This window comes from Streptomyces sp. NEAU-174 (assembly GCF_052665095.1).
The window spans coordinates 52,460-66,880 of record NZ_JBQTCE010000027.1; the positions used below are offsets into that span (position 1 = coordinate 52,460).

At 71.0% G+C, this 14,421-nt stretch carries 16 protein-coding genes; 9 read left to right on the forward strand and 7 right to left on the reverse strand.

Annotated features, from left to right (window positions below; genetic code table 11):
• Positions 1-7: 7 nt before the first annotated feature.
• The 4 genes from ACT2CW_RS45965 to ACT2CW_RS45980 form a co-directional block, all read right to left on the reverse strand.
• Complete coding sequence (locus ACT2CW_RS45965) at positions 8-1,138, reverse strand: S1C family serine protease (RefSeq protein WP_445520888.1); 1,131 nt, start codon at positions 1,136-1,138, stop codon at positions 8-10.
• A 97-nt stretch (positions 1,139-1,235) separates the two neighbouring features.
• Positions 1,236-1,394, reverse strand: coding sequence for a hypothetical protein (locus tag ACT2CW_RS45970; protein WP_445520889.1), 159 nt, complete (start codon positions 1,392-1,394; stop codon positions 1,236-1,238).
• Positions 1,395-1,549: 155 nt separating this feature from the next.
• Positions 1,550-2,572, reverse strand: coding sequence for a LacI family DNA-binding transcriptional regulator (locus tag ACT2CW_RS45975; protein WP_164432095.1), 1,023 nt, complete (start codon positions 2,570-2,572; stop codon positions 1,550-1,552).
• Positions 2,573-2,595: 23 nt separating this feature from the next.
• The gene (locus tag ACT2CW_RS45980; protein ID WP_445520890.1) at positions 2,596-3,462 is read right to left on the reverse strand and encodes a response regulator transcription factor; all 867 of its coding nucleotides are present in this window, start codon (positions 3,460-3,462) and stop codon (positions 2,596-2,598) included.
• Positions 3,463-3,717: 255 nt separating this feature from the next.
• Here ACT2CW_RS45980 and ACT2CW_RS45985 point away from each other — a divergent pair, with 255 nt between their 5' ends.
• Positions 3,718-4,764: an alpha/beta hydrolase gene (locus tag ACT2CW_RS45985; protein WP_445520891.1), complete on the forward strand. Its 1,047-nt coding sequence runs from the start codon at positions 3,718-3,720 to the stop codon at positions 4,762-4,764.
• Positions 4,765-4,805: 41 nt separating this feature from the next.
• Here the strand turns inward: ACT2CW_RS45985 and ACT2CW_RS45990 are convergent, their stop codons facing one another.
• Positions 4,806-6,764 carry an ABC transporter ATP-binding protein gene (locus tag ACT2CW_RS45990; protein WP_445520892.1) on the reverse strand — a complete coding sequence of 653 codons (1,959 nt, stop codon included), beginning with the start codon at positions 6,762-6,764 and terminating at the stop codon, positions 4,806-4,808.
• Positions 6,761-8,503 carry an ABC transporter ATP-binding protein gene (locus ACT2CW_RS45995; protein WP_445520893.1) on the reverse strand — a complete coding sequence of 581 codons (1,743 nt, stop codon included), beginning with the start codon at positions 8,501-8,503 and terminating at the stop codon, positions 6,761-6,763. Before ACT2CW_RS45995 ends, ACT2CW_RS45990 begins: the two co-directional genes overlap by 4 nt.
• A gap of 121 nt (positions 8,504-8,624) precedes the next feature.
• Between ACT2CW_RS45995 and ACT2CW_RS46000 the strand changes: the two genes are divergently transcribed.
• The 7 genes from ACT2CW_RS46000 (at position 8,625) to ACT2CW_RS46030 (ending at position 13,072) form a co-directional block, all read left to right on the forward strand.
• Positions 8,625-8,900: a MoaD/ThiS family protein gene (locus tag ACT2CW_RS46000; protein WP_182470047.1), complete on the forward strand. Its 276-nt coding sequence runs from the start codon at positions 8,625-8,627 to the stop codon at positions 8,898-8,900.
• 11 nt (positions 8,901-8,911) lie between these two features.
• Positions 8,912-10,273, forward strand: coding sequence for a hypothetical protein (locus tag ACT2CW_RS46005; protein WP_445520894.1), 1,362 nt, complete (start codon positions 8,912-8,914; stop codon positions 10,271-10,273).
• 85 nt (positions 10,274-10,358) lie between these two features.
• A complete protein-coding gene (locus tag ACT2CW_RS46010) occupies positions 10,359-11,045 on the forward strand; it encodes an LmeA family phospholipid-binding protein (RefSeq protein WP_164432087.1) in 687 nt (228 codons plus the stop codon).
• A gap of 211 nt (positions 11,046-11,256) precedes the next feature.
• Positions 11,257-11,337 (forward strand): Ms5788A family Cys-rich leader peptide, encoded by an 81-nt coding sequence (locus ACT2CW_RS46015; protein ID WP_351229977.1) that lies wholly within the window; start codon positions 11,257-11,259, stop codon positions 11,335-11,337.
• A 157-nt stretch (positions 11,338-11,494) separates the two neighbouring features.
• Positions 11,495-12,334 (forward strand): sulfurtransferase, encoded by an 840-nt coding sequence (locus tag ACT2CW_RS46020; RefSeq protein ID WP_164432085.1) that lies wholly within the window; start codon positions 11,495-11,497, stop codon positions 12,332-12,334.
• Between the two features lie 32 nt (positions 12,335-12,366).
• Positions 12,367-12,654: a DUF1416 domain-containing protein gene (locus tag ACT2CW_RS46025; RefSeq protein ID WP_020869513.1), complete on the forward strand. Its 288-nt coding sequence runs from the start codon at positions 12,367-12,369 to the stop codon at positions 12,652-12,654.
• 160 nt (positions 12,655-12,814) lie between these two features.
• Complete coding sequence (locus tag ACT2CW_RS46030; RefSeq protein WP_014053929.1) at positions 12,815-13,072, forward strand: DUF3099 domain-containing protein; 258 nt, start codon at positions 12,815-12,817, stop codon at positions 13,070-13,072.
• A 119-nt stretch (positions 13,073-13,191) separates the two neighbouring features.
• Here the strand turns inward: ACT2CW_RS46030 and ACT2CW_RS46035 are convergent, their stop codons facing one another.
• On the reverse strand, positions 13,192-13,557 hold the full coding sequence (locus tag ACT2CW_RS46035; RefSeq protein WP_014053928.1) for a DsrE family protein: 366 nt from the start codon (positions 13,555-13,557) through the stop codon (positions 13,192-13,194).
• 272 nt (positions 13,558-13,829) lie between these two features.
• On the opposite strand from ACT2CW_RS46035, the gene ACT2CW_RS46040 reads away from it, so the two are divergent.
• On the forward strand, positions 13,830-14,393 hold the full coding sequence (locus tag ACT2CW_RS46040) for an FABP family protein (protein ID WP_138914549.1): 564 nt from the start codon (positions 13,830-13,832) through the stop codon (positions 14,391-14,393).
• The last annotated feature ends 28 nt before the right edge of the window (positions 14,394-14,421 follow it).

Below are 14,421 nucleotides of genomic sequence, written 5' to 3' on the forward strand. Positions count from 1 at the left end.
ACGTCCATCAGGTGTTGCTGTCACTTCCGCCCGCGCGCAGGGAGGCGAGATCGGACTTGACGGTGTTGACCGGGATCGAGAAGCCGAGGCCGACACTGCCCGCGCTGCCGGCGCTCTGGCCCGAGGCCGCGGAGTACATCGCGGAGTTGATGCCGATCACCTGGCCGCTCATGTTGATCAGCGCGCCGCCGGAGTTGCCGGGGTTGAGCGAGGCGTCGGTCTGGATGGCCTTGTAGGTGGTGGTCGAGGAGCCGACGTCGCCGTTGTACCGGCCGCCGCCGAACTCGAACGGCCACTGCCCGCCGCCGCCCGGCCCCTGACCGTCCTGGCCCTGGCCCTGGTCCGTGGAGACGGTGACGTCACGGTCGAGCGCGGAGACGATGCCGCTGGTGACGGTGCCGGTGAGGCCCTCCGGCGAGCCGATGGCGACGACCTGGTCGCCCACCGCGACCTTGCTGGAGTCGCCGAGGGACGCGGCCTTCAGCCCGCTCGCGCCCTCCACCTTGATCAGGGCGAGGTCCTTCTTGCTGTCCGTGCCGACGACCGTGGCGGTCTTCTTGCTGCCGTCGCTGAACGTCACCTTGATCGCGTCGGCGCCGGAGACCACGTGGTTGTTGGTGATGATCTCGCCGCCGCTGGTGATGACCACGCCGGAGCCGGTGGACTGGCCGCTGGTACCGGTGGCGCTGACCTCCACGATGCTGGGGCTGACGGCCGCCGCGACGGCCGAAACCCCGCTGTGGCTGGCGGAGTTGGCGTTGACGACCGGGGTGGAGACCGTGGTGTCGGACTTCTGGGTGGCGTTGGTGACCAGCGCGGCCGCCCCGCCGCCCGCGAGCGCCGAGACCGCGGCCACCGCCGCGATCAGCGCGACCGGCCGCGAGACCCGTGCCCTGCGCCGTCCCTCGCCCCTGTGCGCCCCCTCGCTCGCGAACGCGCCGCCGTCCTCCCCCGCTCCGTTCCCACTGCCACTGCCACTGCCACCGCCGCTGCCGTCACCCGGCCATACGGTGACCCCGGACGGCGTGGTGACCGGCTGCTGAGGCTGGTACGCGGGCGGATCGGGATACCCCGCGCCGCCACCGTACGCGTAGGGATAGGGCTCGTCTGCGCCGCTGCGGCGTGTGCTGTCCGTCATGGCTATGACTGTGCGGCCGGAGTATGAGAGTCCCCTGAGTGCCCGCTGAGAACCCCACCAGAAGTCGGTATGCCCGACATAAGGGTGTCACCGCGGATCAGCCGCGCACCGCGGCCAGGCACTCGTCGTACAGGTCCATGATGTCGCCCTTACCGTCGTTGTCGACCCACGCCATCGACGCGGCGTCCATGCACGCGAACGCCGTCGCGATCACCGCGCGGGCCCTCGGATCCGCACTGCCGACAGCGGCGCCCATGCGCGGGCAGCGCCCCGAAGGGGCGCGGGCTGTGTCGATGTGCGGCTCCGCCGCGGCTGTGTCGATATGCGGCTCCGCCGCGTGGGCGACCAGCCACGATGCGGCCCCAGACGCACGACGGCATCTCGTGGCACTTCCCGCGGAGCGCTCAGGCGCTATGCGCAGCCGCAGGAGTGGCGGACCACCAGGGCCGACGGGAACTGCTTGACGCGTTCGCGGCGGGACCCGGCGAGGCGGACGCCGTCGTCCAGGACCAGGTCGACCGCGGCGCGCGCCATCGCGGGGCGGTCGGAGCCGACCGTGGTCAGCGGGGGGTCGGTGAGGTGGGCTTCCTTCACATCGTCGAAACCGGCCACCGCGAGTTCCCCGGGGACATCGATCCGCAGCTCACGCGCCGCCCGCAGCACCCCGAACGCCTGGTCGTCGGTGGCGCAGAAGATGGCCGGGGGCCGGTCGGGGCCGGCGAGCAGATCGAGCGCGACCTTATAGGCGTCGTAGCGGTTGTAAGGGGCCTGGAAGAGCCGCCCGTCGGTCGGCCGCCCGGCCTCGTGCATCGCACGGCGCCAGCCCTCCACATGGTCGGTGACCGGGTCGCCGACGGTCGGGGTTATCTCGGTGCCGCCGAGGCAGGCCACATAGTCATGGCCGTGCTCCAGCAGATGCCGCACCGCGAGCTGCGCGCCGCCGACGTCGTCCAGCACCACCGCCACGTCGTCGATCGCCTCGGGCCGCTCGTGCAGCAGCACCACCCGGGCGTCCCAGGCCTCGATCTCCGCCGCCGCGTTCTCGCTCGGGCCCTGGCTGATGAGGATCAGCCCGGACACCCGCATCCCCAGGAAGGCGCGCAGATAGTGCACCTCGCGCTCGTCCAGGTAGTCCGAGTTGCCGACCAGCACCATCTTTCCGCGCTCGGCGGCCGCCTGCTCGACGGCGTGCGCCATCTCCGCGAAGAACGGCTGCCGGGCATCCGGAACGATCAGCCCTATGAGATCGGTCCGGCGGCTCGCCATCGCCTGCGCGACCCGGTCCGGCCGGTAGCCGAGCTCCTTGATCGCGGCGAGCACCCGCTCGCGCGTGGCCGGGGCGACCGGCCGGGGTCCGTTATTGATGACGTAACTGACGACCGCGGTCGACGTTCCCGCAAGCCTTGCCACATCATCCCGCGTCACCTTGGCCACGCGCGAAGTCTACGCGGGTCCAGCTAGCTGTTGGCCGGTCGTGCGGCAGTGGTCCTCGCCGCGGAGCCGGCCCCGCCGTCGGGGACCCCGCCCCGCGCCGCGCCGGCCGCCCCGACGTCCCGTGCCGCGCCGCCCGCTCCGGCGTCCCGCGCCGCGCCACCCGCTCCGGCGTCCCGTGCCGCCGCCTTGGCCCGGGCCTCCTCGGCGGCGCGCTCGACCTTCTCCGGCGCGACGAAGCGGTAGCCCACGTTCCGCACCGTGCCGATCAGGGACTCGTGCTCCGGGCCCAGCTTGGCGCGCAGCCGCCGGACGTGGACGTCCACGGTGCGGGTGCCGCCGAAGTAGTCGTAGCCCCAGACCTCCTGGAGCAGCTGCGCCCGGGTGAAGACCCGGCCGGGGTGCTGGGCGAGGTACTTCAGCAGCTCGAACTCCTTGAATGTGAGATCGAGCACACGCCCCTTGAGCTTGGCGCTGTAGGTGGCCTCGTCGACCGACAGATCGCCGTTGCGGATCTCCATCGGGCTGTCGTCCGTGGTGATCTGCTGGCGGCCCATGGCCAGCCGCAGCCGGGCCTCGACCTCCGCCGGGCCCGCGGTGTCCAGCAGGACGTCGTCGATGCCCCAGTCGGCGGTGACGGCGGCGAGCCCGCCCTCGGTCACCACCAGGATCAGCGGACAGCCGGGGCCGGTGGACCGCAGCAGCTGGCACAGGCTGCGCACCTGCGGCAGATCGCGGCGGCCGTCGATCAGGATGACGTCGGCGCCCGGGGTGTCCACCAGGGCGGGGCCTTCGGCGGGGGCCACCCGCACGCTGTGCAGCAGCAGGCCGAGGGCGGGGAGCACCTCCGTCGAGGGCTGGAGTGCGTTGGTCAGCAGCAGGAGGGAACTCATCGTCCATCACCTGCCCTGGCCGTCTTCTCGAGGTTGTGCGCGCTTCGCTCGCCCATTACGTCGGTTCCTCCTCGGTCCCTGTGCGAGAGGGGCACCTCCCGGGCCGTGCCCGGGGGAGTCTGCGGCTACTACTTCGTACGGTCACGCTCAGCGCCCTTGGAGCGGCGGTGCGCTCAAACGCGCACCCCGCCCTGAAAGCACAAAAGGACCCGGGGGCTACGTTGCCCGGATCCTCTTCACGACAGAATAACCCACATGACATGCGCCGGAGAGGCTCAATCTGCTCCCCGTTGTCCTTCCGCGGTCGCCGAGGGGGAGCAACGGGCCATGCTGCTGACCGATGACGGGGTCTCGATCGAGGCGCGCTACCAGCCTTCCCCGGGGCCCGACACCGAACCCTCCGGCCGGCTCGCGCTGGTGGTCGGACACGGCTTCTCCGGCGCCCTGGAGCGCCCCGCGCTACGGCGGGTGGCATCGGCGTTTCAGCAGCGTACGGCCGTGATCACGTTCTCGTTCCGGGGCCATGGGCGGTCCGGCGGACGGTCCACGGTCGGCGATCGCGAGGTGCTGGATCTGGCCGCCGCGGTGCGCTGGGCGCGCCGGCTCGGACATCGGCGAGTGGCCACGGTCGGCTTCTCGATGGGCGGGTCCGTGGTGATCCGGCAGGCGGCGCTCTACCGGAAGGCCGATGAAATCCAGTCGTTGCAAGACGTACACCAGGGGGAGCGCACGGGGCGCTCGCCGGGGCGCACGGATGGCGTACTCGGGCCCCCCGGGGACATGGCCGGGTCCCCTGGGGACGTGCCCGGGTCCCCCGGGGAGGTGACCGATGCGCCCGCCGGGCCGACCGACGGCGCCGCGTCCGCTGGGTCAGCCGACAGTGCCGCGTCCGCCGGACCGGCCGACGGCGCCGCGCCCGATGCCGTCGTCGCCGTGAGCTCACCCGCCCGCTGGTACTACCGCGGCACCGCGCCCATGCGGCGGCTCCACTGGGCGATCACCCGGCCGACCGGGCGGCTGGTCTCCCGCTACGGGCTGCGCACCCGCATCGACCCGGGCGGCTGGGCCGTCGATCCGCTGTCCCCGGTGGCCGCCGCGCCGCTGATCGCGCCGACGCCGCTGCTGATCGTGCACGGCGACCGGGACCCGTACTTCCCGCTGGACCATCCGCGGATGCTGGCGTCGGCGGCGGACCCGTCCACCTCGGAGCTGTGGATCGAACCGGGCTACGGCCACGCCGAGACCGCCGCCTCCCCCGAGCTGCTGGCCCGCATCGCCGACTGGGCCGCGGCCCACGCCTGAGCCCGTCCCCGAGCCGTCCCCCATCCGGTTATTCGGTCCGGTTATTCGGTCTCCGCCACCGGCTCCGCGAACTGGGACGCGTAGAGCCGCGCGTACGCACCGCCCGCCGCGAGCAGCGCGTCGTGCGAGCCCTGCTCCACGATCCGCCCCGACTCCATCACCAGGATCACGTCCGCGTCCCGGATGGTCGACAGCCGGTGGGCGATCACGAAGCTCGTGCGGCCGCTGCGCAGCGAGGCCATCGCCCGCTGGATGAGGACCTCGGTACGGGTGTCGACCGAGCTGGTGGCCTCGTCCAGGACCAGGATCGACGGTTCGGAGAGGAACGCCCGGGCGATCGTGATCAGCTGCTTCTCACCGGCGCTGACGTTGGAGCCCTCTTCGTCGATCACCGTGTCGTAGCCGTCCGGCAGCATCCGTACGAAGCGGTCCACATAGGTGGCCTTCGCCGCCGCCACGATCCTCTCGGAGCTCGCGCCCTCCGCGCCGTACGCGATGTTCTCGGCGATCGTGCCGCCGAACAGCCAGGTGTCCTGGAGCACCATCCCGATATGGGAGCGCAGCTCCTCCCGTGACATCGCCGCGATGTCCACCCCGTCCAGCGTGATCCGCCCGCCGGTGACCTCGTAGAACCGCATCAGCAGATTGACCAGCGTGGTCTTTCCGGCGCCGGTCGGCCCGACGATGGCCACGGTCTGGCCCGGCCGCACCGACAGCGACAGGCCCTCGATGAGGGGTGTGTCCTGCTGGTAGCGGAAGGAGACCTCCTCGAACGCGACCTGCCCGCGCACCGCCTCCGGCCGCCGCGCGTCCACCGGCTCGGCGCTCTGCTCCGGCGCGTCCAGCAGCTCGAAGACCCGCTCGGCGGAGGCCACGCCCGACTGCACCATGTTGGCCATGGAGGCCACCTGGGTGAGCGGCTGGCTGAACTGCCGGGAGTACTGGACGAACGCCTGGACATCGCCGATCGACAGCGCGCCGGAGGCCACCCGGAGCCCGCCGACCACAGCTACCAGCACATAGTTGAGGTTCCCGATGAACATCATCGACGGCTGGATCAGCCCGGAGATGAACTGGGCCCGGAAGCCCGCCCCGTAGAGCTTGTCGTTCTGCTCCCGGAACGCCTGCGCGGACTCCTTCTCCCGTCCGAAGACCTTCACCAGCGCATGGCCGGTGTACATCTCCTCGATATGGGCGTTGAGCTTGCCCGTGGTCTTCCACTGCTGCACGAACTGCGGCTGGGCGCGCTTGCCGATGCGCGTGGTCACCCACACCGAAACCGGGACGGTGATCAGCGCCACCAGCGCCAGCAGCGGCGAGATCCAGAACATCATCGACAGCACGCCCACGATCGTCAGCAGCGAGGCCATGATCTGGCTGAGGGTCTGCTGGAGCGTCTGCTGGATGTTGTCGATGTCGTTGGTGGCACGGGAGAGCACCTCGCCGCGCGACTGCTTGTCGAAGTACGCCAGCGGCAGCCGCGCCAGCTTGTGCTCCACGTCCTCGCGCAGCCGGAAGACCGCGCGCTGGACGACGACGGTCGCCACCCGGGCCTGGATCAGGCCCAGGAGCGAGGCGGCCACATACAGCGCCGTGACCCACAGCAGCACGACGCCGACCGCGTGGAAGTCGATGCCCTGGCCGGGGGTGACGTCCATCGAGGCGACCATGTCGGCGACCGTGCCCTGGTCCTTGTCGCGCAGCCACTGCACGGCCTGCTCCTTGCTGACGCCGTCGGGCAGCTGCCGCCCGACGATGCCCGCGAAGATCAGGTCGGTGGCCTCGCCGAGGATCTTCGGGCCCACCACCGCGAGCCCGGTGCTGAGCGTGCCCAGCGCGAGCACCAGCAGGACGATCCCGCGCTCGGGGCGGAGCCGGGTCAGCAGCCGGCGGCTGGAGCCGCGGAAGTCCATGGACCGCTCGGTGGGCTGCCCGCCCATGAAGCGGCCGGGCCCGGCGGCGGGCGCCGGACCCCTGCGGGGTGCCGAGGTGCCGCTCATGCCGCCTCCTCCTCGGTGAGCTGGGAGAGCACGATCTCGCGGTAGGTCTCATTGCCGGCCATCAGCTCGCCGTGGGTGCCCGCGCCGACGATCCGCCCCGCGTCGAGCACCACGATCAGATCGGCGCCCCGGATGGTGGACACCCGCTGGGCGACGATGACGACCGTCGCGTTGTCCGTCTCGTCCGCGAGCGCCGCCCGCAGCCGGGCGTCGGTGGCGTAGTCGAGCGCGGAGAAGGAGTCGTCGAAGAGGTAGACGGACGGCTTGCGGACCAGGGCGCGGGCGATCGCCAGCCGCTGCCGCTGGCCGCCGGACACATTGGTCCCGCCCTGGGCGATCGGCGCGTCCAGACCGCCCTCCATGGCCGCCACGAACTCCCGTGCCTGGGCGGTCTCCAGGGCCCGCCACAGCTCCTCGTCGGTGGCGTCGGGGTCGCCGTACCGCAGGTTTGAGGCGACGGTGCCGGCAAAGAGGTACGGCTTCTGCGGCACCAGCCCTATGGTCCGCGTCATCACCTCGGGGTCGAGGTCGCGCACGTCCACCCCGTCGAGGTGGACGCTGCCGTCGGTCGCGTCGAACAGCCTCGGCACCAGCCCGAGCAGAGTCGACTTGCCGCTGCCGGTGGAGCCGATGACGGCGGTGGTCCGGCCGGGCCGGGCGGTCAGCGAGATGTCGCGCAGCACGGGCGCGTCGGCGCCGGGGTAGCGGAACTCCACGCCCCGCAGCTCCAGCAGCCCCCGTCCGGCGCCGGCCGACGCGGGCGCGACGGGCATCAGCGGCGGTACGACGCTGGTCTCCGTGTCCAGCACCTCCTGGACGCGCTCGGCGCACACCTCGGCCCTCGGCACCATCATGAACATGAAGGTGGCCATCATCACGGACGACAGGATCTGCATCAGATAGCTGAGGAACGCGGTCAGCGCGCCGACCTGCATCCCGCCGCTGTCGATGCGGTGTCCGCCGAACCAGACGACGGCCACGCTGGAGACGTTCACCACCAGCATCACGGCCGGGAACATCAGCGACATCAGCCGCCCGGCGCGCAGCGAGACATCCATCAGCCCGGTGTTGGCGTCGGTGAAGCGGTCGCGCTCATGGGTGTCTCGGACGAAGGCGCGGATGACCCGGATCCCGGTGATCTGCTCGCGCAGCACCCGGTTGACGGTGTCGATGCGCTGCTGGACGTCGCGGAACAGCGGCCGCATCCGGCGGGCGATGAGCGTGACCACGAGGCCCAGGGTCGGAACGATGAGCAGGAGCAGCCCGGACAGCGGCACGTCCTCGTTGAGCGCCATGATCACGCCGCCGACACACATGATCGGCGCCGAGACCATCAGCGTGAAGGCCATCAGGCACAGCATCTGCACCTGCTGGACGTCGTTGGTGGTACGGGTGATCAGGGACGGCGCCCCGAAGTAGCCCATCTCCCGGGCAGAGAAGGACTGCACCCGGTCGAAGACGGCGGCGCGCACATCGCGGCCGAGCGCCATGGCGGTGCGGGCGCTGAAGTAGACGGCTCCCGCGGCGCACACGATCTGGACGAGGGTGACGGCGATCATCAGCCCGCCGACACGGAGGATGTAGCCGGTGTCGCCCTTCACCACTCCGCTGTCGATGATGTCCGCGTTCAGCGCGGGCAGGTAGAGGGTGGCGAGGGTCTGCACCAGCTGCAATAAGACGATCAGCGTGATCGTTCGGGTATAGGGCCTCAGATACGCCCGTATCAGTCGTACCAGCACACGGAAACCTTAAGTGACGCTCGTCCCGAACCGGCCGTATTTTCGACGAACCGCGTGTGGTCCCGGGCGCGGTCCCGCACCCGTCATCATGGAGGCGGCAGATGACGGGAAAGGGATCGCGATGGCGATGATGAACACGCCCGCCGGGACCATCCGGTACTGGGCCGCGGCCCGCGCCGCGGCCGGCACCGCGGAGGAGCCGTACACCGCGTGGACACTGGCGGAGGCGCTCGACGCGGCCCGGGAGCGGCACACCGCACGGCCGGAGTTCGCGCGGGTCCTGCTGCGCTGTTCGTTCCTGGTCGACGGGACCCCGGCCGGCACCCGTGACCACAAGACGATCCAACTCGCCGAGGGCGGCACGGTCGAGGTGCTCCCGCCGTTCGCAGGAGGGTGAACCCCGAGCTCATGAGCAACCAGCCGCACCAGCCCAACGAGCCTCATCGGCCCCACGAGTCTCATCAGCCCCACGAGCCTCATCAGCAGCAGGGTCAGCAGGTGCAGGGTCAGCACCCGCAGCAGCCGTATCCCCCGTACGGGTCGTACGAGGCTCCTTACGGGGGATACGACCAGAGCGCGCATCCTTACGGTGGCCAGGGCCAGGGCCAGGGCCAGGGCCAGGGTGGCCAGCAGCAGGCCGACTGGCAGGGGTACGCGGGGTATCCGCAGCAGCAGGGGTACGCCCAGCCCCAGCCGCCGCAGTACCAGCACCCGCAGCAGCAGCACCCGCAGCAGCAGTACCAGCAGCAGCCGTACGCGGACCCCTACGCGGCCGCCCAGCAGGGCCACCAGGGGCAGCAGAGCCAGCAGCCGCACCAGGGCCACCAGGGGCAGTACGCCCAGGGCTGGCATCAGCAGCAGCACCCGTACCACCAGCCCGCCGCCCCGGCCCAGGCCTCGCCCCAGGCGGCACCTCAGACCCCGGCACAGGCTCAGACCCCGGCACAGGCCGCGACGGCGACGGCGACCGCCGAGCCGCCCGCCCCGCAGCCGGACCGGCCGCTCACCGCCGCCGAGAAGGCCAAGGCCGAGGGCCGTCCGCAGATCCTCCACCCGGGGTTCGTCCCCGCCGCCCTGACCTCCGTGCTCGCCGCGCTGCTCGCGGCCACCGCGCCGCTGGGCCGCCCGGCGGTCGCCGTCGCGGTGGCGGCGCTCCAGGCGGTCACGGCGGCGGGCTGGTTCCGGCTGAACGGCATGTGGCCCGCCCGGCAGGGCATCGCGCTCGCCTTCGCGGGCGGTCTGGCCGCCGACGTCGGCCTGCTCGCCACCGAGCCGTCACACGCCCCTACGGTCGTCATCGGCACCATCGGCGTCTGGCTGCTGCTGGTGCTGATCCTCCAGCTGCGCAGCCACGCCTCACCGGACGAGCGGCTCTACGGCCTTACGGCCGCCGTGGCGGCCACGGCCCTCGCCGTGCTCGCGGCCGGCCATCTGGCCGCCGTCGCCGAGTCCTCGGACGCCGTGGTGGTGGGGGCGGCCGCCGTCGCCGTGGCCGTGCTCGTGCGGGCGCTGCCGCTGCCGACCGCCGCCGCCGTCGTGGTCGCGCTGGCGGCCGCCACGGGCGCGGGGGTCGGGGCCGGGCAGCTCACCGGCACGGGCACGTCGACCGCCGCCCTGCTCGGGTTCGCGGCCGGGGCGTGCGCGCTGATCGGCCACCGGGTCGCCAGCTACGACTACCCCTCGCGCTTCGTCCACCTGACCGCCGGCGTGGCGCTGCCGCTCGCGGCCGCCGCCCCCGTGGTCTATGTGATCGGCCGCGCTCTGGGCTGACTCCCCGGCTCCCGCTCACCCGCTCCGGATAGGCTCGCAGCCTCAGGCGCGAGGGCCTGAGCGAGAGCCTGGGGGACCCACGCACATGCGCGCACTCCGCATCACACTGATCGTCGTCGTGATACTCGGCGGCCTCTTCGTGGCCGCCGATCGCATCGCGGTGTACATGGCCGAGTCCAAGGCGGCCGACAAGATCAAGAGTTCTCAGTCCCTGACCACCACGCCCAATGTCTCGATCAAGGGCTTCCCCTTCCTCACCCAGGTCGCGGGCAAGGAGCTGGACGAGGTCGACGTCGGCGTGGACGGGCTGACGACGGACGCGGGCGACGGCCGCAGCGTCCGGGTCACCGAGCTCGACGCCCAGCTGCACAACGTCCGCATCTCGGGCAACTTCTCGTCGGCCAGCGCCGACCGCGCCACCGGCTCGGCGCACATCAGCTACGCGGACCTGTCACAGGCCGCCGGTCCGGGGATCACGGTCGCCCACGACCCGTCGGGCACCAACAAGGTCAAGATCACCGGCAGTCTGCTGGGCCTCAGCCTCACCGCGCACTCCCAGGTCACCATCGTGAACGGCAACACCATCCGGCTGCACGCCGAGTCCATACCGGGCGGCAGCATCCCCCAGTGGGAGGACAAGGTGCGCGAGAAGGCCGACATGGAGCGGAAGATCGACGGACTGCCCACCGGTATGCGGCTGGAGAAGGTGGAGACCTCCAAGGACGGCATAGATGTCTCGGTGGCGGGTAACAACGTCCAGCTGACGGGCTGACGCGATCTGTACCAGGGGCGTCGGAGCACGCCCATGGTCCATTCACTGAGACGATCATGTCCGCGCATATGGACGCTCCCGGCCGCCGCGGGCCCCTCCGACCGCGCCGCCCGGCCGTTCACATGGCTGTCATCTCACACTCCGGACGATAACGTCTCATCATGCGACACGCCGGTGACATGCCCGCCTGTCCGTCCCTACGATCGGACCCATGAAGCGACAGGCGGATCTCACGAAGCGGCGGGCAGTCGACCTGTGCCGCGTCGCCGCCATGCTCTGTCGCCCCGTCTGAATGGGACGTGGTCCGCGCACACGCCACGGACCGACCCCCTCTTCGGCCCGTCAGCCGGGCCTTCCCGCACCTTCGCTCGTACGCTCGCCGCACGCCCCGCGCGGCGCCGCGTCGTGAGCGTGCCCGTACCGCCGCAACTGCCCCGGAGGAGAGAAACATGAGCCGCAGTGACGTCCTGGTGGACGCCGACTGGGTCCAGGCCCGTATCGACGACCCCAAGACGGTCATCGTCGAGGTGGACGAGGACACGTCGGCCTACGACAAGAACCACATCAAGAACGCCATCCGGATCGACTGGAAGCAGGACCTCCAGGACCCGGTGCGCCGTGACTTCGTCGACCAGGCCGGCTTCGAGAAGCTCCTGTCGGAGAAGGGCATTGGCAACGACGACACGGTCGTCCTCTACGGCGGCAACAACAACTGGTTCGCGGCGTACGCCTACTGGTACTTCAAGCTCTACGGGCACCAGGACGTCAAGCTGCTCGACGGCGGCCGCAAGAAGTGGGAGCTCGACTCCCGCGACCTGGTCGCCGAGGTGCCGACCCGCGCGCAGACCGAGTACAAGGCCAAGCCGCAGGACACCGCCATCCGCGCCTTCCGCGACGAGGTCGTGGACGCCATCGGCTCGCTGAACCTGGTCGACGTGCGCTCCCCCGACGAGTTCTCCGGCAAGCTGCTCGCCCCGGCCCACCTCCCGCAGGAGCAGTCGCAGCGTCCGGGCCACGTCCCGAGCGCCCGCAACATCCCGTGGTCGAAGTCGGCCAACGACGACGGCACCTTCAAGTCCGACGACGAGCTCAAGGAGATCTACGAGGGCGCGGGCGTGGACCTGTCGAAGGACACCATCGCCTACTGCCGCATCGGTGAGCGCTCCGCTCACACCTGGTTCGTCCTGCACGAGCTCCTGGGCCAGACCAACGTCAAGAACTACGACGGCTCCTGGACCGAGTACGGCTCGCTGGTCGGCGTGCCGGTCGAGCTCGGCTCCGACAGCTGACCCCTCTCCCTCGAACGTAAGGACAGACATCCATGTGTGGAGCCAAGGCCGGCGGCCCCGACGCCTCGACGATCAAGCCCGGTGAGACCACGATCCAGGGTTCGGTGACCCGCGACGGCGAGCCCGTCGCCGGGTACGTCCGGCTGCTGGACAGCACCGGCGAGTTCACCGCCGAGGTCCCCACCTCCGCGACCGGGCAGTTCCGCTTCTACGCCGCGGAGGGCACGTGGACGCTGCGCGCCCTGGTTCCCGGCGGCACCGCGGACCGCACCGTCGTCGCCCAGAAGGGCGGGCTGGCGGAGGTCGCCATCGCCGTCTGACGCGCCACGACGCGTCATGACTCACGGCCGGAGGGCCGCACCCCGGGGTTGGACGCCTCGGCGGGGTGCGGCCCTTCGTCTGTCGGTGCGGGGACTTTCGTCTGTCGGTGCCCGGGCCCTTCGTCTGTCGGTGCGGCGGTCCCGGACGTACGCTGGACATATGTACGCGCGACGCCGCCACGCATACTTCTTCCTGATGGGCGCGTGTCTGACGCTCTTCATCTCGGCATGGGCCTTTGTGCGCCTGTGGTCCGTCCCCGCCGCGGTCGCGATGTGCATCGTCGCCATGGTGATCCCGCCTCTGGCGGCGATCGTCGCCAACCGCCGGGGCCCGGACGACCGGTGGTGGGACGAATCGGGGGACGAGGAGTCCGACCGGTGGTGGCGGGAGCTGGACGAGCACAACCACCGGCATTGACCGACAGGGCTTCGCCCCTGGACCCGCCTGTGTCGATATGCGGCTCCGCCGCGTGGGCGACCAGCCACGATGCGGCCGCAGACACACGACGGCATCTCGTGGCACTTCCCGCGGAGCGCTTAGTACACGAGCGCCTGGACGCCGTCCGGCATGATCTCGCTCACGAAGACCTGGGCGCCCGCGATCCGGGCCCCCTCGATCAGATCCTTCTCCTCGATCTCCCGGCGCGCGGCACACTGTGTGCACACCGTGATCGTCCCGCCACCCGTAAGGATGCCGTCGATCAGATCCGGAAGCGGCGCGGCATGCGGAAGCTCGAACTCCGCTGCCCGGCCCGGCAGCGCGAACCAGGTCGACTCCCCGGTCAGCCAGAGCGAGACCTCGACACCGCTCGCCGCGGCCACCGCCGCCACCGTGAACGCCTGGGAGCACCGCTCGGGAGCGTCCGCGCCCGCCGTCACCTTGATCACCAGCTTCTTCGCCATGCGTCAACCTTAGGCTCGGCACCGCGGGCCCGGCGCCGCACGGCCACCTGTCTCCACCGGCCGTCCCGGCGGCGACTAGACTCGGTGCCGTCCATCATCTGTTCCGAGGAGCGCGCTCGTGCTTGAGGCAGTCTTCACCACCCTGATGATCCTGGTCGCCGTGGCCACGCTCGGCTTCGCCGCGCTGACCTGGAAGAAGCTGTACCAGGGCCAGCGCTGATCCGCTCCCGCCCCGCCACCACGGCTCGACCCTCGACAGATCGCCTGAATTCATGATCCAGATTCCGTCCGACCTCCACCCGGACCTCGTGCCGCTCGCCTTCCTCCTGGGCAACTGGGAAGGGGCCGGCGTCTCGGACTTCCCCGGGGCCGAGAAGTGCAACTTCGGCCAGGAGGCCACCTTCACGCACGACGGCCGTGACTTCATCGAGTACATCTCGCACACCTGGGTGCTGGACTCCGAGGGCAAGAAGGTCCGCCCCCTGGAGACCGAGTCCGGTTACTGGCGGATCGACAAGGACCGCAAGGTCGAGGTCGTGATGAGCCGTGACCAGGGCATCGTCGAGGTCTGGTACGGCGAGCTCGCGGAGGGCAAGCCGCAGATCGACCTGGCGACGGACGCGGTGGCGCGCACCGCCCACGCGGCCCCGTACTCGGGCGGCAAGCGGCTGTACGGCTACGTCAACAGCGATCTGATGTGGGTCGGCGAGAAGGCCACCCCCGAGGTCGAGCTGCGCCCGTACATGTCCGCGCATCTGAAGAAGGTCGTGGACCCCCGGGAGTGGGCCAAGGACCTCAAGGACCTGCCGGACGACGGGATCGCCTTCTTCCGCTGAGGTCGTACCGCGTCCGGTTCTCCCCTGC